25 protein-coding genes and 1 other annotated feature are annotated in these 23,758 nt (G+C 55.9%); all 25 genes read left to right on the forward strand.

Features of this window, described 5'->3' with window-relative positions; genetic code table 11:
* Nucleotides 1–28: 28 nt before the first annotated feature.
* Complete coding sequence (gene sigG, locus GT3570_RS05335; RefSeq protein ID WP_011230628.1) at nucleotides 29–808, forward strand: RNA polymerase sporulation sigma factor SigG; 780 nt, start codon at nucleotides 29–31, stop codon at nucleotides 806–808.
* 97 nt (nucleotides 809–905) lie between these two features.
* Complete coding sequence (locus tag GT3570_RS05340; protein ID WP_025039063.1) at nucleotides 906–1,148, forward strand: YlmC/YmxH family sporulation protein; 243 nt, start codon at nucleotides 906–908, stop codon at nucleotides 1,146–1,148.
* Nucleotides 1,149–1,395: 247 nt separating this feature from the next.
* Entirely contained in the window at nucleotides 1,396–2,220 is an 825-nt protein-coding gene (pgeF, locus tag GT3570_RS05345; protein ID WP_062898514.1) for a peptidoglycan editing factor PgeF, read from the forward strand.
* Nucleotides 2,217–2,891 (forward strand): YggS family pyridoxal phosphate-dependent enzyme, encoded by a 675-nt coding sequence (locus GT3570_RS05350; RefSeq protein WP_014195381.1) that lies wholly within the window; start codon nucleotides 2,217–2,219, stop codon nucleotides 2,889–2,891. Before pgeF ends, GT3570_RS05350 begins: the two co-directional genes overlap by 4 nt.
* Nucleotides 2,892–2,904: 13 nt before the next feature.
* A complete protein-coding gene (locus GT3570_RS05355) occupies nucleotides 2,905–3,333 on the forward strand; it encodes a cell division protein SepF (protein ID WP_011230632.1) in 429 nt (142 codons plus the stop codon).
* A gap of 3 nt (nucleotides 3,334–3,336) precedes the next feature.
* Nucleotides 3,337–3,609, forward strand: a complete 273-nt coding sequence (locus tag GT3570_RS05360) for a YggT family protein (RefSeq protein WP_011230633.1) — start codon at nucleotides 3,337–3,339, stop codon at nucleotides 3,607–3,609.
* A gap of 122 nt (nucleotides 3,610–3,731) precedes the next feature.
* Entirely contained in the window at nucleotides 3,732–4,505 is a 774-nt protein-coding gene (locus GT3570_RS05365) for a YlmH family RNA-binding protein (protein ID WP_033025037.1), read from the forward strand.
* A 78-nt stretch (nucleotides 4,506–4,583) separates the two neighbouring features.
* Nucleotides 4,584–5,096, forward strand: coding sequence for a DivIVA domain-containing protein (locus tag GT3570_RS05370; protein WP_011230635.1), 513 nt, complete (start codon nucleotides 4,584–4,586; stop codon nucleotides 5,094–5,096).
* A 97-nt stretch (nucleotides 5,097–5,193) separates the two neighbouring features.
* Nucleotides 5,194–5,414 (forward strand) — a binding site (T-box leader).
* 53 nt (nucleotides 5,415–5,467) lie between these two features.
* Complete coding sequence (gene ileS / locus GT3570_RS05375) at nucleotides 5,468–8,242, forward strand: isoleucine--tRNA ligase (protein WP_062898515.1); 2,775 nt, start codon at nucleotides 5,468–5,470, stop codon at nucleotides 8,240–8,242.
* Nucleotides 8,243–8,327: 85 nt separating this feature from the next.
* Nucleotides 8,328–8,819, forward strand: a complete 492-nt coding sequence (lspA, locus tag GT3570_RS05380; protein ID WP_081430696.1) for a signal peptidase II — start codon at nucleotides 8,328–8,330, stop codon at nucleotides 8,817–8,819.
* Complete coding sequence (locus GT3570_RS05385) at nucleotides 8,820–9,734, forward strand: RluA family pseudouridine synthase (RefSeq protein ID WP_011230646.1); 915 nt, start codon at nucleotides 8,820–8,822, stop codon at nucleotides 9,732–9,734.
* Between the two features lie 184 nt (nucleotides 9,735–9,918).
* A complete protein-coding gene (gene pyrR / locus GT3570_RS05390) occupies nucleotides 9,919–10,458 on the forward strand; it encodes a bifunctional pyr operon transcriptional regulator/uracil phosphoribosyltransferase PyrR (protein ID WP_011230647.1) in 540 nt (179 codons plus the stop codon).
* Nucleotides 10,459–10,616: 158 nt separating this feature from the next.
* The gene (locus GT3570_RS05395) at nucleotides 10,617–11,915 is read left to right on the forward strand and encodes a solute carrier family 23 protein (protein WP_011230648.1); all 1,299 of its coding nucleotides are present in this window, start codon (nucleotides 10,617–10,619) and stop codon (nucleotides 11,913–11,915) included.
* A 169-nt stretch (nucleotides 11,916–12,084) separates the two neighbouring features.
* Nucleotides 12,085–13,011, forward strand: a complete 927-nt coding sequence (locus tag GT3570_RS05400) for an aspartate carbamoyltransferase catalytic subunit (RefSeq protein WP_011230649.1) — start codon at nucleotides 12,085–12,087, stop codon at nucleotides 13,009–13,011.
* Nucleotides 12,974–14,260, forward strand: a complete 1,287-nt coding sequence (locus GT3570_RS05405) for a dihydroorotase (protein WP_011230650.1) — start codon at nucleotides 12,974–12,976, stop codon at nucleotides 14,258–14,260. Before GT3570_RS05400 ends, GT3570_RS05405 begins: the two co-directional genes overlap by 38 nt.
* A 2-nt stretch (nucleotides 14,261–14,262) precedes the next feature.
* A complete protein-coding gene (locus GT3570_RS05410) occupies nucleotides 14,263–15,357 on the forward strand; it encodes a carbamoyl phosphate synthase small subunit (protein WP_062898516.1) in 1,095 nt (364 codons plus the stop codon).
* Nucleotides 15,350–18,547, forward strand: a complete 3,198-nt coding sequence (gene carB, locus GT3570_RS05415; protein ID WP_062898517.1) for a carbamoyl-phosphate synthase large subunit — start codon at nucleotides 15,350–15,352, stop codon at nucleotides 18,545–18,547. The genes GT3570_RS05410 and carB overlap by 8 nt, the downstream gene beginning before the upstream one ends.
* The gene (locus tag GT3570_RS05420) at nucleotides 18,544–19,317 is read left to right on the forward strand and encodes a dihydroorotate dehydrogenase electron transfer subunit (protein ID WP_014195402.1); all 774 of its coding nucleotides are present in this window, start codon (nucleotides 18,544–18,546) and stop codon (nucleotides 19,315–19,317) included. The genes carB and GT3570_RS05420 overlap by 4 nt, the downstream gene beginning before the upstream one ends.
* Nucleotides 19,314–20,255 (forward strand): dihydroorotate dehydrogenase, encoded by a 942-nt coding sequence (locus GT3570_RS05425; RefSeq protein WP_013523351.1) that lies wholly within the window; start codon nucleotides 19,314–19,316, stop codon nucleotides 20,253–20,255. Before GT3570_RS05420 ends, GT3570_RS05425 begins: the two co-directional genes overlap by 4 nt.
* Complete coding sequence (gene pyrF / locus GT3570_RS05430; RefSeq protein ID WP_062898518.1) at nucleotides 20,227–20,946, forward strand: orotidine-5'-phosphate decarboxylase; 720 nt, start codon at nucleotides 20,227–20,229, stop codon at nucleotides 20,944–20,946. The genes GT3570_RS05425 and pyrF overlap by 29 nt, the downstream gene beginning before the upstream one ends.
* Complete coding sequence (gene pyrE / locus GT3570_RS05435) at nucleotides 20,943–21,566, forward strand: orotate phosphoribosyltransferase (protein WP_020278157.1); 624 nt, start codon at nucleotides 20,943–20,945, stop codon at nucleotides 21,564–21,566. Before pyrF ends, pyrE begins: the two co-directional genes overlap by 4 nt.
* A gap of 153 nt (nucleotides 21,567–21,719) precedes the next feature.
* Nucleotides 21,720–22,217 (forward strand): RHS repeat domain-containing protein, encoded by a 498-nt coding sequence (locus GT3570_RS18845; RefSeq protein WP_190304882.1) that lies wholly within the window; start codon nucleotides 21,720–21,722, stop codon nucleotides 22,215–22,217.
* A gap of 234 nt (nucleotides 22,218–22,451) precedes the next feature.
* A complete protein-coding gene (locus GT3570_RS05440) occupies nucleotides 22,452–22,694 on the forward strand; it encodes a hypothetical protein (protein WP_011230660.1) in 243 nt (80 codons plus the stop codon).
* Nucleotides 22,695–22,880: 186 nt separating this feature from the next.
* On the forward strand, nucleotides 22,881–23,033 hold the full coding sequence (locus tag GT3570_RS19035) for a PIN domain-containing protein (RefSeq protein ID WP_231293774.1): 153 nt from the start codon (nucleotides 22,881–22,883) through the stop codon (nucleotides 23,031–23,033).
* 65 nt (nucleotides 23,034–23,098) lie between these two features.
* On the forward strand, nucleotides 23,099–23,662 hold the full coding sequence (locus GT3570_RS05450; protein ID WP_014195408.1) for a Uma2 family endonuclease: 564 nt from the start codon (nucleotides 23,099–23,101) through the stop codon (nucleotides 23,660–23,662).
* Nucleotides 23,663–23,758 lie beyond the last annotated feature (96 nt).

Raw genomic sequence — 23,758 nt, forward strand, 5'->3', positions numbered from 1 at the left:
TTAGCATCTCCTGATGGGAGGGAACAACTTGACGAGGAACAAAGTCGAGATTTGCGGCGTAGACACTTCGAAGCTTCCCGTCCTCAAAAATGAGGAAATGCGTGAACTGTTTCGACGGATGCATGAGGGGGATTTGGAGGCAAGAGAAAAATTAGTAAACGGCAACTTGCGCCTCGTGTTGAGCGTCATTCAGCGCTTCAACAACCGAGGCGAATTTGTCGATGATTTGTTTCAAGTCGGCTGCATCGGACTTATGAAATCGATTGATAATTTTGACCTCAATCAAAACGTGAAGTTTTCCACTTACGCCGTGCCGATGATCATCGGCGAAATCCGCCGCTATTTGCGCGACAACAACCCGATCCGCGTTTCGCGCTCGCTGCGCGACATCGCCTACAAAGCGTTGCAAGTGCGAGAGCGGCTCATGAGCGAGACGGCGAAAGAACCGTCAACCGAGGAAATTGCCAAAGAACTCGGCGTCGCCCATGAGGAAGTGGTTTTTGCCCTCGATGCCATTCAAGATCCTGTTTCGTTGTTTGAGCCGATTTACAACGACGGCGGCGACCCGATTTATGTGATGGACCAGCTGAGCGATGAGCGCAACCGTGACAGCCAATGGATCGAAGAAATCGCCTTGAAGGAAGGGCTTCGGCGGTTGAATGAGCGGGAAAAAATGATCATCCGTAAACGCTTTTTCCAAGGAAAGACGCAAATGGAAGTGGCCGAGGAAATCGGCATTTCCCAAGCGCAAGTGTCGAGGCTCGAAAAAGCGGCGATCCGGCAAATGAATAAAAACATCCAAGTATGACAGGCTGCAGGTGCAGCCTTTTTCTTTGGCACATAACTGCACATTTGGCTTCATATAGATGAAAAAGAGGGAGAGAGGAAAGGCGGGGAGAAAAACCGTGATGAGAATTTCCGAATTTCAGACGAAAGATGTCGTCAATGTAGCCAATGGGAAGAAGCTTGGCAATATTGGGGACATTGATATTGATTTAGATACTGGAAAAATCCGCTCGCTCATTATTTTAGGCGCCGGAAAGATGCTCGGGCTGTTCGGCCGCGAAGAGGCGGTCGTCATTCCATGGCAGAACATCGTCAAAATCGGAGCCGATGTTATTTTAGTCCGCCTTCATGATTCCGATTAAACGGCTGGTGCAACGATTGGCCCCGTCGCTTGCAACGCGGCAGGACGATGTTGCAGACCTTTCCGCTTTTCGTGGGCAGATCGGCTATGCCGCCAGCGCGGTTTTCGGGCGGCAATAAGGGTTGGACAATTTCTGCGGCAATGTTTCGACAAAATCATAAATAAAGGTTATCATGGACAAACAAACTATGATAAAATAGGAAAAAAAGTGATAAAAAACTACAAAAAACAGCGTGAGGTTGACGCGAATGCCGGACATTTTTCAACAAGAAGCCCGCGGCTGGCTCCGCTGCGGTGCGCCTCCGTTTGCTGGAGCCGTCGCTGGATTGACGACGAAACATGGCGGGGAGAGCAAAGGGCCGTTCGCTTCGCTGAATATGGGGCTGCACGTCGGCGACGATCGCACGGTTGTTGTCGCCAACCGCGGGCGTTTGGCGCAATGGCTCTCATTCCCGCTTGAGCGATGGGTATGTTGTGAACAAGTGCATGGCGCCGACATTCGGAAGGTGACGAAAAACGAACGGGGGAACGGAGCGCAAGATTTCGCCACGGCGGTTCCAGGGGTCGACGGGTTGTATACAGACGAAGCGGAGGTGTTGCTCGCGCTTTGTTTTGCCGATTGTGTGCCCATTTATTTTGTGGCGCCATCTGCTGGGTTAGTCGGCCTTGCTCATGCCGGGTGGCGGGGAACGGCCGGCGGCATCGCTGGTCACATGGTGCGGCTTTGGCAAACGCGCGAACACATCGCGCCGAGCGACATCTATGTTGCCATCGGACCTGCCATCGGTCCGTGCTGTTATACGGTTGACGACCGTGTCGTGGACAGTCTGCGCCCGACGATTCCTCCGGAAAGCCCGTTGCCATGGCGGGAAACAAGCCCAGGGCAATATGCGCTCGACTTAAAGGAAGCCAATCGGCTTCAGTTGATCGCGGCTGGCGTTCCGAACAGCCATATTTATGTGTCAGAACGCTGTACAAGCTGTGAGGAAGCGTTGTTTTTTTCCCATCGCCGCGACCGCGGAACGACTGGAAGGATGTTGGCGTTTATCGGCCGAAGGGAGGAGACGGCATGACGGTGCGCGACAACTTGGCGGCCATTCGCCGAGAAATCGAGGCGGCCTGCGCTCGCGTCGGCCGCGATCCGGCCGGCGTGCGCATCGTGGCGGTCACTAAATATGTCGATGCCGAGCGGGCGATGGAGGTGCTTGACGCCGGCATTGCCGACCTCGGCGAAAACCGCTCCGACCAATTGATTGAAAAGCATGCACGGATCGGAAATCAAGCGACGTGGCATTTCATTGGGACGCTTCAGTCGCGCAAAGTCAAAGACATTATTGATAAAGTCGATTACATTCATTCACTCGACCGCTTGTCGCTCGCGAAAGAAATTGAAAAACGGGCGGTGCGGCCAGTAAAATGTTTTGTGCAAGTGAACGTGTCGGGGGAAGTGACCAAACACGGGCTCGCCCCCGAAGAAACGATTCCGTTTATTGAACAACTTCGCGCCTTTTCGCGCATCGAAGTCGTCGGATTGATGACGATGGCGCCGCACACGGACGACGAAGCGGTATTGCGCGCTTGCTTCCGCCGATTGCGAGTGCTGAAGGAACACGTTCAGGCGATGGGAATGGCCCATGCGCCATGCACCGAACTGTCAATGGGCATGTCAAACGATTACACGATCGCTATTGAGGAAGGAGCGACGTTTGTGCGCATAGGCAGCGCGCTTGTTGGATCATTGTAGGAGGTGAAACCGGATGGGATTGATGAAAAAATTCCGTGATTATTTTTTAGAAGAAGACTACGAAGACTATGAAGAAGAATATGAGGCGCCACAGCCGGAAGAAGAGGCGCTGCCGAAGACGGCAGGCAAGGCGAACGTCGTCAGCCTGCAAAGCGTGCAAAAATCGGCGAAAGTCGTGCTTGCTGAGCCGAGGGTGTATGCGGAGGCGCAGGAGATCGCCGACCATTTGAAAAGCCGGCGCGCGGTCATCGTCAACTTGCAGCGCATCCAGCATGAGCAGGCGAAGCGGATCGTCGACTTTTTAAGCGGCACGGTGTACGCCATTGGCGGCGACATTCAGCAAGTCGGCACAAAAATTTTTTTATGCACCCCGGAAAACGTCGACGTCAGCGGCTCGATTTCGCTCGACGGCGAGGATGACAGACCGATGAAGAGGTGGTAGCTGTTGGATTATGTACTCACGTTTTTGACGACAGTGATTCAAGTGTACTCGTATGCGCTGATCATTTATATTTTAATGTCATGGTTTCCCAATGCGCGCGAAACGCGGTTCGGACAGATGTTGGCCGCTATTTGCGAGCCGTATTTAGAGCCGTTTCGGCGGGTCATTCCGCCGCTTGGCATCATTGACGTCTCCCCAATCGTCGCGTTTATCGTTCTTGAATTCGCGACGAGAGGGCTTCACGCCCTGTTCGACATTCTTCAGTCGCAGTTTTAACTTCGTTTTGCGCGCACGGCGCCGCCGCTCTCCGCCCGGCAGGCAAAAAGGCGGAAGGGCGAAACTCGCAGAGAGGAATCCGTTGTGGGTTCCTTTCTTCCATGAAAGCAAGGTGACGTCGAGTGGAGCTGTATCAGCATTTTCGCAAAGAGGAACATCCGTTCATTGATCAAGTGCTCGAGTGGAAGGAGATGGTGAGCCGTCAGTACGCTCCGAAGCTGACCGATTTTCTCGATCCGCGCGAGCAGCAAATCGTGCAAAGCATCGCCGGCGGTGCGGAAGATGTGCGCGCGTTCTTTTTCGGCGGCGCCCCGTTTGTCGAGCGGAAGCGGGTGTTTCTCGCTCCGCCGTATATCGACCCTGAGGAAGAGGATTATGGCATTGTACTGTTTGCCGTCCGCTATCCGGCGAAATTCGTTTCCCTTGAACATCGCGACGTGTTGGGGGCGCTGATGTCGCTTGGCTTGCGGCGCGGCAAGTTTGGCGATATTCTCATTCGGGATGGGGAAATTCAGTTTTTTGTTGCTGCTGAAGTCGCCGACTACGTCCGCTTGCATGTCGAAACGATCGGCAAAGCTCCGGTTGCGCTTGAGCCGCTTCCGTTGTCGGCAGCCATGCCGCTTGCCGAAACGTGGGAGGAAGGAACGGTCACGGTGTCTTCTCTAAGGCTCGATGCTGTGCTCGCTCAGGTGTTTCGCCTTGCGCGCGAGAAAGCGCGTGCGCTTGTTGAAAGCGGGCTTGTCAAAGTCAACTGGAAGGTGGTGGACAAGCCGGATTTCCTCTGCGGACCGGGCGATGTCCTGTCGGCGCGCGGTTTTGGCCGCTGCAAGCTGTTTTCGGTGGAAGGGCCGACGAAAAAAGAGCGCTGGCTCGTTCAGATTGGCCGACAAAAATAAGCAAATGACGGCAGGAAATCGGCAAACCATGTCGAATGAAAGTGAAGAAAAGGAATGATGGAGACGGAGGTGGCCGTTGTGCCGTTGACGCCATTGGATATTCACAACAAGGAATTCAGCCGCGGGTTTCGTGGGTACGATGAAGACGAAGTGAACGAGTTTCTCGATCAAGTCATTAAAGACTATGAAATGCTCATCCGTGAAAAAAAGCAGCTGGAAGAAAAAGTGGCCGAACTGACGGAAAAGCTGAACTACTTTGCGAACATTGAAGAGACGCTCAATAAGTCGATTCTTGTTGCACAGGAAGCAGCGGAAGAAGTGAAGCGGAATGCGCAAAAAGAGGCGAAGCTGATCATTAAAGAGGCGGAAAAAAACGCCGAGCGCATCATCAGCGATGCATTAGCGAAATCGCGGAAAATCGCCCTCGAGATCGAGGAGCTGAAGCGGCAGTCGAAAGTGTTCCGCGCCCGTTTCCGCATGCTTGTCGAGGCCCAGCTCGATATGATCAACAGCCGCGATTGGGACGAGTTGATGGAGTATGAGGCGCCGGATTTGGAAGAAGGGGCGAGAGAACCGCTGTCACAGCCTTGACGAACCGAAGACGTTTCGGTTATAATAATTGGCAAAAATCGCCGCATCAGCCGCCGTGGGAGGCGGTTGGCTTTTTTCAGGATGAATAGCGAAATAGCCATCGACGATGAAAGGGACAGTAGCTCTTGTACGACCGGTCGCAGCGAGCCGGGGATGGTGGAAGCCTGGCATCGGCGCAAGAGTGAACATCACCCTGGAGTTCCATGCCGAACATCAAGTAGGCCATGGCGCGTCATTCCCGTTACGAATGAAAAGAGGGCTGTGCGTCGTTTGCATGGCCAAGAAGGGTGGTACCGCGAGACCGTTCTCGTCCCTTGCCGGGGGGAGAACGGTTTTTTATTTGGAATCTATCGTTCGAAGGAGGAGCAAGGATGGATTACAAAGAAACGCTGCTCATGCCGAAGACCGACTTCCCGATGCGCGGCAACTTGCCGAAGCGGGAGCCGGAAATGCAAAAAAAATGGGAGGAAATGGACATTTACCGGAAAGTGCAGGAGTGGACGAAAGGACGGCCGCTGTTTGTTCTGCATGACGGCCCGCCGTATGCCAACGGCGACATTCATATGGGTCATGCGCTGAACAAAATTTTAAAAGATATCATCGTCCGCTACAAATCCATGAGCGGCTATTGCGCCCCATACGTGCCGGGCTGGGATACGCACGGCTTGCCGATCGAAACGGCCCTTGCCAAGCAAGGAGTTGACCGCAAATCGATGAGCGTCGCCGAGTTCCGCAAGCGGTGCGAGCAATATGCGTATGAACAAATCGACAACCAGCGCCGGCAATTCAAGCGGCTCGGTGTGCGCGGCGACTGGGACAACCCATACATTACGCTCAAACCGGAGTACGAAGCCCAGCAAATTAAAGTGTTTGGCGAAATGGCGAAAAAAGGGCTCATCTACAAAGGGTTGAAGCCGGTCTATTGGTCGCCGTCAAGCGAATCGGCGCTCGCCGAAGCGGAAATCGAATATAAAGACAAGCGCTCGCCGTCGATTTATGTCGCCTTCCCGGTGAAAAACGGCAAAGGCGTGCTTGAGGGCGATGAGCGAATCGTCATTTGGACGACGACGCCGTGGACGATTCCGGCGAACTTGGCGATCGCGGTTCATCCGGATTTGGATTACCATGTTGTCGATGTCAGCGGAAAACGGTATGTCGTCGCCGCCGCCTTGGCGGAATCGGTGGCGAAAGAAATCGGTTGGGACGCATGGTCGGTCGTCAAAACGGTCAAAGGAAAAGAGCTTGAATACGTCGTGGCGAGACATCCGTTTTATGAGCGCGACTCGCTTGTTGTGTGCGGCGAACACGTCACGACCGACGCCGGCACGGGCTGCGTCCATACGGCGCCGGGCCACGGGGAAGACGACTTTCTCGTTGGGCAAAAATATGGGCTTCCGGTCCTTTGTCCGGTTGATGAACGCGGCTACATGACCGAGGAAGCGCCGGGATTTGCCGGGATGTTTTACGAAGACGCCAACAAGGCGATTACACAGAAGCTTGAGGAAGTCGGCGCTTTGTTGAAGCTTGGGTTTATCACCCACTCGTATCCGCACGACTGGCGGACAAAGCAGCCGACGATTTTCCGGGCGACAACGCAATGGTTTGCATCGATCGATAAAATCCGCAACGAGCTGCTTCAAGCGATTAAGGAAACGAAATGGATTCCGGAGTGGGGGGAAATCCGCATCCACAACATGGTGCGCGACCGCGGCGACTGGTGCATTTCCCGCCAACGCGCCTGGGGGGTGCCGATTCCGGTCTTTTACGGCGAAAACGGTGAACCGATCATCACCGATGAGACGATTGAGCATGTGTCGAACCTGTTCCGCCAATACGGGTCGAACGTCTGGTTTGAACGCGAGGCGAAAGACTTGCTGCCGGAAGGATTCACCCATCCGTCGAGCCCGAACGGCATCTTTACGAAAGAAACGGACATTATGGATGTCTGGTTTGACTCCGGTTCGTCGCACCAAGCCGTGTTGGTCGAACGCGACGATCTCGTGCGTCCGGCTGATTTGTATTTGGAAGGCTCCGACCAATACCGCGGCTGGTTCAACTCATCGCTGTCCACCGCCGTTGCCGTCACCGGCAAAGCGCCGTATAAAGGCGTGTTGAGCCACGGCTTTGTCTTGGACGGCGAAGGGCGGAAAATGAGCAAGTCGCTCGGCAACGTCGTCGTGCCGGCGAAAGTGATGGAACAGTTTGGCGCCGACATTTTGCGCCTTTGGGTCGCTTCGGTTGACTACCAAGCGGACGTGCGCATCTCCGACCATATTTTAAAACAAGTGTCGGAAGTGTACCGGAAAATCCGCAACACGTTCCGGTTTATGCTCGGCAACTTGTTCGATTTCGATCCGAACCAAAACGCCGTGCCGGTTGGGGAGCTTGGCGAAGTCGACCGCTATATGCTGGCGAAGTTGAACAAGCTGATCGCCAAAGTGAAAAAGGCCTATGACAGCTACGATTTCGCCGCGGTTTACCATGAGATGAACCATTTCTGCACCGTCGAGCTGAGCGCGTTTTACTTGGATATGGCGAAAGACATTTTGTACATCGAAGCGGCCGACTCGCGCGCCCGCCGCGCCGTGCAGACGGTGCTCTATGAAACGGTCGTCGCGTTGGCGAAGCTCATCGCGCCGATTTTGCCGCATACCGCCGATGAAGTGTGGGAGCATATCCCGAATCGAAGAGAAAACGTCGAAAGCGTCCAGCTCACCGATATGCCGGAGCCGATCGCGATCGACGGCGAAGAAGCGCTGCTGGCGAAATGGGATGCGTTTATGGACGTGCGCGATGACATGTTAAAAGCGCTCGAGAACGCACGCAATGAAAAAGTGATCGGCAAATCGCTGACGGCCAGCGTCATCGTCTACCCGAAAGACGAGGCGCGGAAGCTATTGGCGTCGCTTGATGCCGACTTGCGCCAGCTTCTCATCGTTTCCGCCTTTTCGATCGCCGATGAGCCGTATGACGCCGCGCCGGCCGAAGCCGAGCGGCTCGACCACGTGGCCGTCATCGTCCGCCCGGCGGAAGGCGAGACGTGCGAGCGGTGCTGGACGGTGACTCCAGCTGTCGGACAAGATCCGTCCCACCCGACGCTTTGCCCGCGCTGCGCGCACATTGTGAACGAACATTATTCCGCATAACGAAAAGCGGCAAGGCTGCCCCAAGGTAGCCTTGCCGCTTCATTTGTTTGCCATGGCGAATTATGCTACAATGCAAAAAGGATGAATGAGAAGGACAGGGGGACTTGGCACGGTGGCATACTATTGGATTGCGGCGGCGGTCGTCATCCTCGATCAATGGACGAAATGGCTTGTCGTCCGCTATATGCAGCTTGGGGAAAGCATCCCGATCATTGACAATGTGCTCTATATTACGTCGCACCGCAATCGCGGCGCGGCGTGGGGCATGCTGGAAGGGCAGTTTTGGCTCTTTTATTTGATTACGGTTATTGTCGTGGCGGCGATCGTGATCTACATCCGCCGCCTGAAGCCTTCTGAACGCCTGGCGGGCGTAGGGCTTGGGCTGATGCTCGGTGGGGCGATTGGCAATTTTCTCGACCGCGTCTTTCGCAAGGAAGTGGTCGATTTCATCCACGCGTACATCGGCACGTACAGTTTTCCGGTGTTCAACGTGGCTGACTCGGCGCTGACGGTCGGCGTCATCTTGCTGTTTGTCCATATGTTTTTTTTCGCGACACCAGAGAAAGGGAATGAGTAGATGGACACGATCACATTTCACATTGAAGACGAATATGACGGCGAACGAATTGATAAAGTGATCGCGGCGTTAAATGAGGAATGGTCGCGTTCCCAAGTGCAGCAATGGATCAAAAACGGGCTTGTGACCGTGAACGGCCAAACGGTGAAGGCGAACTACAAATGCGAGGCGGGCGACTCGGTCGCCGTCTCACCGCCGGAGCCGGAGCCGCTTCATGTCGAGCCGGAGCCGATTCCGCTGGACATTTATTATGAGGATGAGGATGTCCTTGTCGTCAACAAACCGCGCGGCATGGTCGTCCATCCGGCGCCCGGGCATATGCGCGGCACGCTTGTCAACGCGCTTCTCGCCCATTGCCGCGACCTGTCTGGGATCAACGGCGTGCTTCGCCCCGGCATCGTCCATCGGATTGACAAAGACACATCAGGACTATTGATGGTGGCGAAAAACGACGCCGCCCACCGCTCGCTCGTCGAGCAGCTTGTGAACAAAACGGTGACGCGCCGCTACAAGGCGATCGTCCACGGCGTCATTCCACACGATTACGGGACGATCGACGCGCCGATCGGCCGCGACAAGCGCGATCGAAAGAAAATGGCCGTCACCGAGGAAAACGGCAAGGAAGCCGTCACCCATTTCCGCGTGCTCGAGCGGTTTCGCCATTATACGTATGTGGAGTGCCAGCTGGAAACGGGGCGGACGCACCAAATTCGCGTCCATATGAAATACATCGGCTATCCGCTCGCTGGCGACCCGCAATACGGGCCGAAAAAAACGCTCGCCATCGACGGCCAGGCGCTTCACGCCGGGGTGCTCGGCTTCCGTCATCCGAGAAGCGGCGAGTATTTGGAATTCGAAGCGCCGTTGCCGCCGGAGTTTGCCGAGCTGCTTGACTGGCTGCGAAAAAACGATTGACAAACGAACACGCCCCCTTTACAATGAAAACAGGTGAACAGGAACCTTTAAGTTCAGTCCTGTGAGGCTGAAAAGGGGTCGGAATGACAAAGAAGGGCGATGTATGCCCATCTTGTTTGGTGATAAGCGCGCCATCCCCCGCTTCACAGGCGGGGGATTTTTTGTGCCAACGGAGGTGGCTTGTATGCAAAAGGCGGTCGTGATGGACGAACAGGCGATTCGCCGCGCTTTGACGCGCATCGCCCACGAAATCATCGAACGAAACAAAGGCATTGACGGCTGCGTGCTTGTCGGAATTAAAACGCGCGGCATTTACTTGGCGCGCCGCTTGGCGGAGCGGATCGAGCAAATTGAAGGGGCGTCCGTTCCCGTCGGTGAGCTTGACATCACCTTGTACCGCGACGATTTGACCGTGAAGACGGACGACCATGAACCGCTTGTGAAAGGAACGAATGTGCCGTTTCCGGTGACCGAGCGGAATGTCATTTTAGTTGATGACGTGCTCTTCACCGGCCGGACGGTGCGGGCGGCGATGGATGCGGTCATGGATTTGGGCCGCCCGGCGCGCATCCAGCTCGCCGTGCTTGTTGACCGCGGCCACAGGGAACTCCCGATCCGCGCTGATTTCGTCGGCAAAAACGTGCCGACCTCTCGTTCGGAACTGATCGTCGTGGAGCTTTCGGAAGTGGACGGCATCGATCAAGTCTCCATTCATGAAAAATAGCGAAGCACCCTTTTAAGCGCAGTCCCGTGAGGCTGCAAAAGGGGCGGAATCGTTTCGGCTGTTTCTGCACCCTCTTTGCGTCTTCGCGGGCAAAGAGGGATTTTTTTGTGCACACTAGAAAGCAAGCCTCGCTCATTTGATCAAAGGAGTGACGAAAGATGAACAAACCGGTGTTGGACATTCAAGACCGCCCGACTGTTGGGCAATGGATCACCTTAAGCCTTCAGCATTTATTCGCCATGTTCGGGGCGACGATTTTAGTGCCGTACTTAGTCGGCTTAGATCCGTCGATCGCCTTGCTGACAAGCGGGCTTGGAACATTGGCGTTTTTGCTCATTACGAAATGGCAAGTGCCGGCGTATCTTGGCTCGTCGTTCGCCTACATTGCGCCGATCATCGCGGCGAAAACGGCTGGCGGCCCGGGAGCGGCCATGATCGGCAGCTTCCTCGCCGGATTGGTGTACGGGGTTGTCGCCCTCATCATTAAAAAAGCCGGCTACCGCTGGGTGATGAAACTGTTGCCGCCGGTTGTGGTCGGCCCGGTCATCATCGTCATCGGCCTCGGCTTGGCCGGGACGGCGGTCGGGATGGCGATGAACGGCCCGGACGGCAAATACAGCTTGCTCCATTTCTCGGTGGCGCTCGTGACGCTCGCGGCCACGATCGTCTGCTCCGTGCTCGCGCGCGGCATGTTGAGCTTGATTCCGGTGCTTGTCGGCATTGTCGTCGGCTATCTCTACGCGTTGGCGGTCGGGCTCGTCGATTTGTCGAAAGTGGCGGCGGCGAAATGGTTCGAATGGCCGGATTTCTTGATCCCGTTTGCCGATTATCCGGTGCGCGTCACATGGGAGATCGTGATGCTCATGGTGCCGGTGGCGATCGTCACCTTGTCCGAGCATATCGGCCACCAGCTCGTCTTAAGCAAAGTCGTCGGCCGCGACCTCATTCAAAAACCGGGGCTGCACCGCTCGATTTTAGGGGACGGAACGGCGACGATGATCTCCGCCTTGCTTGGCGGTCCGCCGAAAACGACGTACGGGGAAAACATCGGTGTGCTGGCGATCACCCGCGTCTACAGTGTCTACGTGCTGGCCGGCGCGGCGGTCATCGCGATCGCTTTCGGCTTCGTCGGCAAAATCACGGCGCTGATCAGCTCGATTCCGACGCCGGTCATGGGCGGTGTGTCGATCTTGCTGTTTGGCATCATCGCCTCGTCCGGACTGCGCATGTTGATCGACAGCCGCGTCGATTTCGGCCAGACGCGCAATTTAGTCATCGCCTCGGTCATCTTGGTCATCGGCATCGGCGGAGCGGTGCTGAAAATCAGCGACAGCTTCCAAATTACCGGGATGGCGCTCTCGGCCATTGTCGGCGTCCTCCTCAACTTGATTTTGCCGGGGCGTCCGCAAGCCGCGGAAAACCTATTTGAAGAAAACCAGAGCGACCATGTCGCCTAATAGGAGAAAGCACCTTTTAATTAAGTCCCGCGAGGCTTAAAAAGGTGTGAAAACAGGCGCATCCAGGGCCGGAGTGCACCTTCTTCGGCTCTGCCATGCGCCGATCGTCACACCTTGCCTGGCCGGCAAGGTGTTTTTTTTCGCGAAAAAACGAAAAGGAGCGAGACCGATGACCCATCTTTTCGCATTAAGTGAACTGCCGCTTGATGAAATCCACCGTTTGCTCGATGAAGCGGAAGCGTTCCGCAGCGGGCGCATCTGGCGCCCGGCGGCGCCGATGTACGTCGCCAACTTGTTTTTCGAACCGAGCACGCGCACGAAATGCAGCTTCGAGATGGCGGAACGGAAGCTTGGGCTTCATGTCATTCCATTTGACCCGGAACGCTCGAGCGTGCAAAAAGGGGAGACGCTGTACGATACCGTACGGACGCTTGAGGCGATCGGCGTCGATGCGGTTGTCATCCGCCATCACGAAGATGCGTATTTCGAAGCGCTCCGCCATGCGGTCGGCATTCCGATCATCAACGCCGGTGACGGCTGCGGGCATCATCCGACCCAGTCGCTCTTGGATTTATTGACGATCCGCCAAGAGTTTGGCGCCTTCACTGGCTTGACGGTGGCGATCATCGGCGACATCCGTCATAGCCGCGTCGCCCGCTCCAATGCGGAAGTGTTGACAAGGCTGGGGGCAAACGTCCTGTTTTCCGGACCGGCGGAGTGGAAAGATGAAACGAATCCGTACGGGACGTACGTCGAAGTCGACGAGGCCATCGCCCGCGCCGATGTCGTGATGCTTTTGCGCATCCAACATGAACGCCATGCGGAAACGATGGGGCTGACAAAAGAAGAGTACCATGCGCGGTACGGGCTGACGCTTGAGCGGGCGCGGCGGATGAAATCGGGCGCCATCATCTTGCACCCGGCGCCGGTCAACCGCGGGGTCGAAATCGCAAGCGAACTTGTCGAAGCGAAGGCATCGCGCATTTTTAAACAAATGGAAAACGGCGTCTACGTCCGGATGGCTGTCTTAAAACGGGCAATGGAAGGGAGAATGGAGCATGGGCGTATGGCTGAAAAATGGCATGTCGTTCAATAAAGATGGGGAATTGATGCGGACACATATCAAAATCGAACACGGAACCATTGCAGCGATCCTCTATGAACAGCCGCTGGAAGCGAATGAGGAGGACGTTATCGACGTTGGCGGCCGTCTCATCGTTCCTGGCCTGATCGACTTGCACGTTCATTTGCGCGAACCGGGCGGCGAAGCGAAAGAAACGATTGAAACGGGCACGCTCGCCGCGGCGAAAGGCGGATTTACGACGGTTGCTGCCATGCCGAACACGAACCCAGCGCCGGATCGGAAAGAGCAGATGGAATGGTTGCAAGCCCGCATCCGCGAAACGGCGCGCGTCAACGTGCTTCCGTACGCGGCGATCACGATTGGGCAAAAAGGGGAGGAGCTGACCGATTTTGCGGCGCTAAAAGAAGCAGGGGCGTTCGCCTTTACCGATGACGGCGTCGGCGTCCAGTCGGCCGGGATGATGTTTGAAGCGATGAAACAGGCGGCGGCGCTCGATATGGCGATCGTTGCCCATTGCGAGGACGACACGCTGACAAACGGCGGAGCGGTGCATGACGGCGAGTTCGCCCGGCGCTATGGACTTCGCGGCATTCCATCCGTCTGCGAGGCGGTGCACATCGCCCGCGACGTCTTGCTTGCCGAGGCAGCCGGATGCCATTATCACGTCTGCCATATCAGCACGAAAGAATCGGTGCGCGTCGTCCGCGACGCGAAGCGGGCCGGCATCCGCGTCACCGCCGAAGTGACGCCGCACCATCTGCTCTTGTGCGATGAAGACATTCCGGGGCTTGATGCGAACTACAAAATGAACCCGCCGCTGCGCAGCCGAGAGGACCGTGACGCATTAATTGAAGGACTGCTCGACGGCACGATCGACTTTATCGCCACGGACCACGCGCCGCATACGGCTGCGGAAAAAGCGAAAGGCATCGAGGCGGCGCCGTTTGGCATCGTTGGGCTCGAAACGGCGTTTCCGCTCTTATATACCCATTTCGTCAAAACAGGCGTGTTTACATTAAAGCAGCTTGTCGATTGGCTGACGATCAAGCCGGCGCAATGTTTCGGCCTCAAGGCCGGGCGGCTTGCCGTCGGGGCGCCGGCGGATATTGCGGTCATTGATTTGGAAACAGAAGAAGCGATTGATCCCGAGACGTTTGCGTCCAAAGGGAAAAATACGCCGTTTGCCGGCTGGGTGTGCCAAGGCTGGCCGGTGATGACGTTTGTCGGCGGTACACTCGTATGGGAGAAAGGAAGGGCGTAAAGATGAAACGGCAGCTGATTTTGGAAGATGGTTCGTTTTTTGTCGGCGAAGCGTTTGGCAGCTTGAAAGAGACGACCGGGGAAGTCGTCTTTAACACCGGCATGACCGGATACCAAGAAATTTTGACCGATCCATCGTATTGCGGGCAAATCGTGACGATGACATATCCATTGATCGGCAACTACGGCATCAACCGCGACGACTTTGAAGCGATCCGCCCGCATGTGCACGGGTTCATCGTCAAAGAAGCGTGCGTGAAGCCGTCCAACTGGCGCGGAGAACTGACGTTGGACGAGTATTTGAAAGAAAAAGGCATCCCTGGCCTTTCCGGCATCGACACGCGCAAACTGACGCGCCTTATCCGCCAATACGGAACGTTAAAAGGGATGATCTGTGGGCTAGATGTCGATCCGGTGGAAGCAGCAGCCAAGCTGCGGGCGATGGAGTGGCCGCGCGACCAAGTGCGGCGCGTCTCAACGAAAAGCGCCTACCCAAGCCCGGGGCGCGGTGAGCGCATCGTCTTGATTGATTTCGGGATGAAACACGGCATTTTGCGCGAACTGAACAAGCGAAATTGCGATGTGATCGTCTTGCCGTACAACGCCACCGCTGAAGAGGTGCTCGGCTGGCATCCGGATGGGGTCATGCTTTCCAATGGACCGGGCGACCCGAAAGACGTGCCGGAAGCGATCGAGATGATCCGCGGGATTCTCGGCAAAGTGCCGCTCTTTGGCATCTGCCTCGGCCATCAGCTGTTCGCGTTGGCGTGCGGCGCGAATACCGAGAAAATGAAATTCGGCCATCGCGGCTCGAACCATCCGGTCAAAGACTTGCGCACCGGCAAAGTCGCCATCACGTCGCAAAACCATGGCTATACCGTCACGCACGAGTCGCTTTCTGGCACCCGGCTTGAGGTGACGCATATCGCCTTAAATGACGGCACGGTCGAAGGGCTGCGCCATCTCGATTTCCCGGCGTTTACGGTGCAATACCATCCGGAAGCGTCGCCGGGGCCAGAAGATGCCAATCCGCTGTTTGACGAGTTTTTGGCGCTCATCCGCGAGTTCAACAAGAAAGGAGAAGTCATCCATGCCTAAGCGCCGCGACATTGAAACGATTTTAGTCATCGGCTCGGGGCCGATCGTCATCGGCCAGGCGGCCGAGTTCGACTACGCAGGGACGCAAGCGTGCTTAGCCCTAAAAGAAGAAGGATACAAAGTCATTCTGGTGAACTCAAACCCGGCGACGATCATGACCGATACGGAAATCGCCGATAAAGTCTATATGGAGCCGCTGACGCTCGATTTTGTCGCCCGCATCATCCGCAAAGAGCGGCCGGACGCGATTTTGCCGACGCTTGGCGGCCAAACGGGCCTCAACTTGGCGGTTGAGCTCGCCAAGGCCGGCGTGCTTGAAGAGTGCGGCGTGGAAATTCTCGGCACGAAGCTCGAGGCGATCGAAAAGGCGGAAGACCGCGAACAGTTCCGCGCCCTCATGAACGAGCTTGGCGAGCCGGTGCCGGAAAGCGCGATTATTCACAGCCTGGAAGAGGCGTATGCGTTTGTCGAACAAATCGGCTATCCGGTCATCGTCCGCCCCGCGTTCACGCTCGGCGGCACGGGCGGCGGCATTTGCACGAACGAAGAAGAGCTTGTCGAGATTGTGTCAACCGGCTTGAAGATGAGCCCGGTGCACCAATGCTTGCTCGAGCGGAGCATCGCCGGCTACAAGGAGATTGAATACGAAGTGATGCGCGACGCCAACGACAACGCGATCGTCGTCTGCAACATGGAAAACATCGACCCGGTCGGCATTCATACGGGTGACTCAATCGTCGTCGCCCCGAGCCAGACGTTAAGCGACCGCGAATATCAGCTTTTGCGGAACGCGTCCTTGAAAATCATCCGCGCCCTTGGCATCGAAGGCGGTTGCAACGTCCAGCTCGCGCTCGACCCGGACAGCTTCCGCTATTACGTCATTGAAGTGAACCCGCGCGTCAGCCGCTCGTCGGCGCTGGCGTCAAAAGCGACGGGGTATCCGATCGCGAAACTGGCGGCGAAAATCGCCGTCGGGCTGACGCTTGACGAAATGATCAACCCGGTCACCGGGAAAACGTACGCCTGCTTCGAGCCGGCGCTCGACTATGTGGTGACGAAAATTCCGCGCTTTCCGTTTGACAAATTTGAATCGGCGAACCGCCGGTTGGGCACGCAAATGAAAGCGACCGGCGAAGTGATGGCGATCGGCCGGACGTTCGAAGAATCACTGTTAAAAGCCGTTCGTTCGCTCGAGATCGGGGTGCATCATCTGGAATTGAACGAGGCGAAAACGGCCGCCGACGACGTGATCGAAAAACGGATCCGCAAGGCGGGCGATGAACGGCTCTTTTACATCGCCGAGGCGCTCCGCCGCGGGGTGACGGTGGAGACGCTGCATGAATGGAGCCAAATCGACCGCTTTTTCCTGCATAAGATTCAAAACATTATTGAGATGGAAACGGTCTTGAAAAACCACCCGGGCGACCTTGACGTGTTAAAAAAAGCGAAGGGGCTCGGCTTCTCCGATGCGGCGATAGCGGCGTTATGGAACAAAACGGAGCGCGACATTTACGCGCTGCGCCGCCAACGAGGCATCATGCCGGTGTACAAAATGGTCGATACGTGCGCAGCCGAATTCACGTCGGAAACGCCGTACTACTACAGCACGTACGAGGAAGAAAACGAATCGATCGTGACGGAAAAACCGAGCGTCATCGTGCTTGGCTCCGGCCCGATCCGCATCGGCCAAGGGATCGAATTTGACTATGCGACCGTCCATTGCGTCTGGGCCATTAAGCAGGCCGGCTATGAGGCGATCATCATCAACAACAACCCGGAAACGGTCTCGACCGACTTCAGCACATCGGACAAACTGTATTTCGAACCGTTGACGGCTGAAGATGTGATGCATGTCATCGACCTCGAACAGCCGGTCGGCGTCATCGTCCAATTCGGCGGTCAGACGGCCATCAACTTGGCGGCGGAACTCGAAGCGCGCGGCGTCCGCTTGCTTGGGACGACGCTTGAAGATTTGGACCGTGCCGAAGACCGCGACAAATTTGAACAGGCGCTCTCGGAACTCGGCATTCCCAAACCGGCCGGCAAAACCGCCGTTTCGGTCGAAGAAGCGGTTGCCATCGCCGAAGAAATCGGCTACCCGGTGCTCGTCCGCCCATCGTACGTGCTCGGCGGCCGGGCGATGGAAATTGTCTACAACCGCGAAGAGCTGCTTCATTACATGGAACATGCCGTGCGCGTCAATCCGCAGCACCCGGTGCTTGTTGACCGGTACATCACCGGCAAGGAAGTCGAAGTCGACGCCATCGCCGACGGCGAGACGGTCGTCATTCCGGGGATCATGGAACATATCGAACGGGCCGGCGTCCATTCCGGCGACTCGATCGCCGTCTACCCGCCCCAGACATTAAGCGCGGAAGTGATCGACAAGATCGCGGATTACACGATCCGACTGGCGCGCGGGCTGCATATTGTCGGGCTGTTGAACATTCAGTTTGTCGTCTCGGGAAGCGATGTCTACGTCTTGGAAGTGAACCCGCGCTCAAGCCGCACGGTGCCGTTTTTAAGCAAAATCACCGGCGTGCCGATGGCGAATCTCGCCACGAAAGCCATTTTAGGGACGAAGCTCGCCGAGATGGGCTATGAGACGGGCGTCTGCCCGGTGCGCCCTGGCGTGTACGTGAAAGTGCCGGTGTTCTCGTTTGCGAAATTGCGCAACGTCGACATTTCGCTCGGCCCGGAAATGAAATCGACCGGCGAAGTGATCGGCAAGGACGTGACGTTTGAAAAAGCGCTCTATAAGGGGCTTGTCGCCTCGGGCATCCATATCCAGCCGCATGGGGCGGTGCTGTTGACGGTGGCCGACAAAGACAAAGAAGAAGCGGTCGAGCTGGCGCGCCGCTTTGCCGACATCGGCTACCAGCTGTTGGCGACGAACGGCACGGCGGAAACGTTGAAAGCGGCCGGCATTCCGGTGACGGTCGTCAATAAAATCCACTCGGCGTCACCGAACATTTTGGATGTCATCCGCCAAGGGAAGGCGCAAGTCGTCATCAACACGCTGACGAAAGGAAAGCAGCCGGAAAGCGACGGCTTCCGCATCCGCCGCGAAGCGGTCGAAAACGGCATCCCGTGCTTGACGTCGCTCGATACGGCCCGGGCGATGCTGCAAGTGCTCGAATCGATGACGTTTTCAACGACGGCGATGACGGAAGGGCTGGTGCGGTCATGATCGGCCGCGAACGAATGACGGTCGCAAGCCAGCGGTTGATCGCCGAGCGGACGTATGAATTGACGCTTTCAGGCCGCCTCGTGCAAGAGATGCGCCAACCGGGCCAGTTCGTTCATGTGAAAGTGGCCGCATCCGCCGATCCGCTCCTGCGCCGCCCGCTCAGCCTTTGCCATATCGACCACAAGCAGGGGCAATGCACGATCATTTACCGCCAGGAAGGGAAAGGCACGGCGCTGTTGGCGCAAAAACAGCCGGGCGACACGGTCGATGTGCTCGGCCCGCTCGGCAACGGCTTTCCGCTCGAGGCCGCGCCGGCGGGCAGCCGGGCGCTGCTAGTCGGCGGCGGCATCGGCGTCCCGCCGCTCTATGAACTGGCGAAACAGCTCACAAAGCGCGGCGTCAAAGTGGTGAGCGTGCTCGGGTTTCAAACGAAAGCGGCGGTCTTTTACGAAGAGGAATTTGCCGCGTTCGGCGAGACGCATGTCGCGACCGATGACGGCTCGCACGGAACGGCCGGGCGCGTCACCGATGTGATCGAAGCGCGCTCGCTCGAGTTTGACGTCTTGTACGCCTGCGGTCCGAAGCCGATGCTTCGGGCGCTTGCGGAACGGTTTCCGAACCGGCCGGTGTACTTGTCGCTCGAGGAGCGGATGGGCTGCGGCGTCGGGGCGTGTTTCGCCTGCGTCTGCCATGTGCCAGGGAGCGAGACGGCGTATAAAAAAGTATGCAGCGACGGCCCGGTGTTTCGGGCCGGGGAGGTGGTGCTATGAACCGGCTTGCGGTCGAACTGCCGGGTCTTTCGCTCAAAAACCCGATCATGCCGGCGTCCGGCTGTTTTGGATTTGGCCGCGAGTACGCCCGGTTTTACGATTTAAGCGTGTTAGGCGCCATTATGATCAAGGCGACGACAAAAGAGCCGCGCTTTGGCAACCCGACACCAAGGGTGGCAGAAACGCCGGGCGGGATGTTAAACGCCATCGGCCTGCAAAACCCCGGCCTTGACAAAGTGCTCGAAGAAGAACTGCCGTGGCTTGAACAGTTTGACGTACCGATCATCGCCAACATCGCTGGCTCGACGGTGGAAGAGTACGTCGAGGTAGCCGAAGCGATTTCCAAAGCGCCCAATGTCCATGCGTTAGAGCTCAACATTTCCTGCCCAAACGTGAAAAAAGGCGGGATTGCGTTCGGCACCGTGCCGGACGTGGCCGCGGAACTGACGCGGCTTGTCAAAGAAGTGTCCGCCGTGCCGGTTTACGTGAAGCTGTCTCCGAACGTCACCGACATCGTCGCGATGGCGAAGGCCATTGAACAAGCGGGCGCCGATGGCTTGACGATGATCAACACGCTCGTTGGCATGCGCATCGACGTGAAAACAGGCCGGCCGATTTTGGCCAACGGCACCGGGGGCTTATCCGGCCCGGCGGTCAAACCAATCGCCATTCGCATGATTTATGAAGTGAGCCAGGCGGTGTCGATTCCGATCATCGGCATGGGCGGCATTCAAACGGCGGAAGACGTGCTCGAGTTTTTCTACGCCGGCGCGAGCGCGGTTGCGGTCGGCACGGCCAACTTCGTCGATCCGTTCGTCTGCCCGACGATCATCGCCGACCTGCCGGCGCTGTTGGACGACCTCGGGATCGGCCACATTTCCGAATGCATAGGAAGGAGCTGGAAGACCGGTGCACACGCCGTTCATTGTCGCGCTTGATTTCCCATCAAAACAAGAGGTGGAGCGGTTTTTGCGGCCGTTTGCCGGAACGCCGCTGTTCGTCAAAGTCGGCATGGAGCTGTACTATCAGGAAGGTCCAGCCATCGTCGCGTTTCTCAAAGAACAAGGACATGCCGTCTTTTTAGACTTAAAACTGCACGACATTCCGAATACGGTGAAACAGGCGATGAAAGGGCTCGCCCGTGTCGGCGCCGATTTGGTGAACGTTCACGCCGCCGGCGGCCGGCGCATGATGGAAGCGGCGATCGAGGGGCTTGACGCCGGCACGCCAAGCGGAAGAATGCGGCCGCGCTGCATCGCTGTCACCCAGCTGACAAGCACGGACGAGCGAATGCTTCATGAGGAGCTGTGGATTTCCCGCCCGCTTGTGGAAACAGTCGCCCATTACGCCGCCTTGGCGAAAGAAAGCGGCCTTGACGGCGTCGTCTGCTCAGCGAACGAAGCGCCGCTCATCAAAGAACGGTGCGGCGCCTCGTTCCTTGCCGTCACCCCGGGTATCCGCTTTGCTGATGATGCGGCGCACGACCAAGTGCGCGTCGTCACCCCAAGGAAAGCGCGTGCGCTTGGTTCTGACTACATCGTCATCGGCCGCAGCCTCACCCGCGCCGCCGATCCGCTCAGGACGTATGCCCGCCTGCAGCACGAATGGAACGGAGGAGAGAGAGAATGAAACACGACATCGCCGCCAAATTGCTTGAAATCGGGGCGGTCGCCCTGCAGCCGAACGAACCGTTTACCTGGTCCTCGGGCTTGAAATCGCCGATTTATTGCGACAACCGCCTGACGCTCGCTTACCCCGGCGTGCGCCGCCTGATCGCCGACGGCCTCGCCGAACTCATCCGCACCCATTTCCCTAAAGCGGACCTCATCGCCGGCACGGCGACCGCCGGCATCCCGCACGCCGCCTGGGTGAGCGAGCGGCTTGAGCTGCCGATGTGCTACGTCCGCAGCCAGGCGAAAGCACACGGCAAAGGAAAACAAATCGAAGGCCAAGCCGAACCGGGCCAGCGCGTCGTCGTCATCGAAGACTTGATCTCGACGGGCGGCAGCTCGCTTGCGGCCGTCCGCGCCTTGAAAGAGGCAGGCTGCGAGGTGCTGGGCGTCGCCGCCATTTTCACATACGGGCTCGAAAAAGCGAAACAGGCGTTTGCGGCAGAGAATTTGCCTGCCTACACGCTTACGGACTACAACACCCTCATCGAAACGGCCGTCCGCCTTGGCGCCGTCAGCGAACACGATCTGGCGACATTGCGGCAATGGCGGGAGAATCCGGAGGAGTGGGGGAGCTAAAAGAGGAAAAGAGGAGCGCGGACCAAAGGATGGTTCGCGCTTTTGTCATGGACGAAGCGGGGAGATGACTCACTCGCCATCGGCGTCATTCCATGGGGAAAAACGGAGTGCGACAGCGTCTAATGTCGTCAATATTTCGTGGGTTTTCTGAACATGAGCAAGTTTCGCTCACCACCAAGCATGAACATAACCATTCGTGGATGGTTATGTTCACAGAAAAAACGGGTGGCTTGGCATTCAAATAAAATGATCATTTACAGCATTTCGCTTAGTGGTCACGATCATCATCACAAGCAACCATTCGCATTCTCCATTTCACCTACAAATATTTTACTCACACCTGCGGATTTCCCTGCTGGCAATCAAGATTGGAACCGTGCCGCCGTTTCGATTCAACCTTCCAAGCCAATTGATAAAATCGATATATCCGCTGTCTTCCGCGGCAATTACACGGGAACGGTATGGTTTGACGCGATCCGTTTAATGGAAGGAAACGTCGTGACGAAAAACAAGTATGATGCCAGCGGAAATGATGTCACGGAAGAAGTGGATGAAGAAGGCTATGTGGCGAAAAAGAATTATGATGCCGTAGGAAACTTGTTAAGCGAGTACGATAAGAAAGGAAACAAGAAAGAGTACACGTATGATTGAAGAAGGGATATCTGACGTTAAAAAAGTTTTTCTATCCTGAAAATACCCGAACTTCAAAATGTGCAAGGTTTCAGAGTTCGACATAGCGGCATTTTCATCCCTTCGATGGTGACGAAATCTTTTTGTCATGGGAGTCTATATAGATCGTAAAGTGAATTTTCATCTCATGATGTACAATGAACGGGTATAATATGTTTAAAAGGATCCATCTTCCTTGAAAGGAGTGAAAACGTTATGGATTTTGTAAGAGTAATCAAAAACAGCAATGACTTAGAAAAGATCATCGATTTGCCTCAATCATTAAAAAATAGAAAAGTGGAAGTCATTATTCTTCCTTATGCGGATAAAGAAGATTTGGAACAGCCAAAAAAAAGGAATCTAAGAGGGGCTCTGTCCAAATATAAAAATGAGACTTTGCAAGCCCGAGAAAGCGATGCTTGGTCTAAAGCTGTGGTGGATCAATATGAAAATCATTGATGCGAATATTATTTTAAGATATCTGCTTAATGACCATGATGAGTTGTCGGGCAAAGCCGCAACGATTATTGAAGATAACAAAGTATTGTTGCTAAGAGAAGTAATGTTCTTGAAAAAGTGTACAACGTAAAAAATGACGAGATCAGCGATATTCTTTTAGAATTGCTCAAATACGATAATATCGAGGTGGATGATATCGAGGTCGTAGAGGAGGCGCTTGCTCTGTTTGGCAAAAGGCGCTTGGACTTTGTCGATACCCTTTTATACGCCTATAACAAAGTGAAGGGATATCAAGTGTATACTTTTGATAAGAAGCTGGATAAGATGCTTGAGGAATAGCCGGCCATTACGGCTGTTGCGTTCTTCTTTTGGGGAATATGTAAGCGACAAAGGAGAAGATGCCGATGTCCTTGCCTCGGTTTTCCAATGTGTCGTACGAGCAATATTGGGCGTTGCGGGAACAAAGCGATGAGTGGCTTGAATATATTGATGGCGCTGTGTATATGGCTCCGTCGCCAAGCATCAAGCATCAGCTTGTTTCGAGCAACCTTCATACCGAATTGGGCCTTTATTTTCGTGGGAAGCCGTGCAACGTGTTTGCGGCGCCGACCGATATCGAACTGGCTAGCGACAAGTTTCCCGATCGCAAAGTCGTCATTCCGGATTTAAGCGTTATTTGCGATTCAAAAGGGTTTACGGAAACGAAGTATGTCGGCGTGCCTACTCTTATCGTTGAGATCTTGAGCCCTTCCAACCAGGCGCACGATTTAGTGACCAAATTCAATTTGTATATGGCGTACGATGTGAAAGAGTATTGGATCGTCAATCCGATGAAAGAGGCGATTACCGTCTATACGCTGAACGAGGAAGGACTGTATGAGCAGGCGGATGTGAAAGCGGGAACGGGTGTGGTGCAGTCGGCATGCTTTCCTGGGCTTCAAGTGGCTCTTGAGGATATGTTTCGTTGAGACGGATGGCGAGACGTGCATGGAGTTGCATTCGTGATGGCGGCTTGTGGTTGACTCGACAAGTTTGCAAAGCGGGCTGTCCGTAAGGCCAATGCA

This window comes from Geobacillus thermoleovorans, from assembly GCF_001610955.1.
GTDB lineage: Bacteria > Bacillota > Bacilli > Bacillales > Anoxybacillaceae > Geobacillus > Geobacillus thermoleovorans.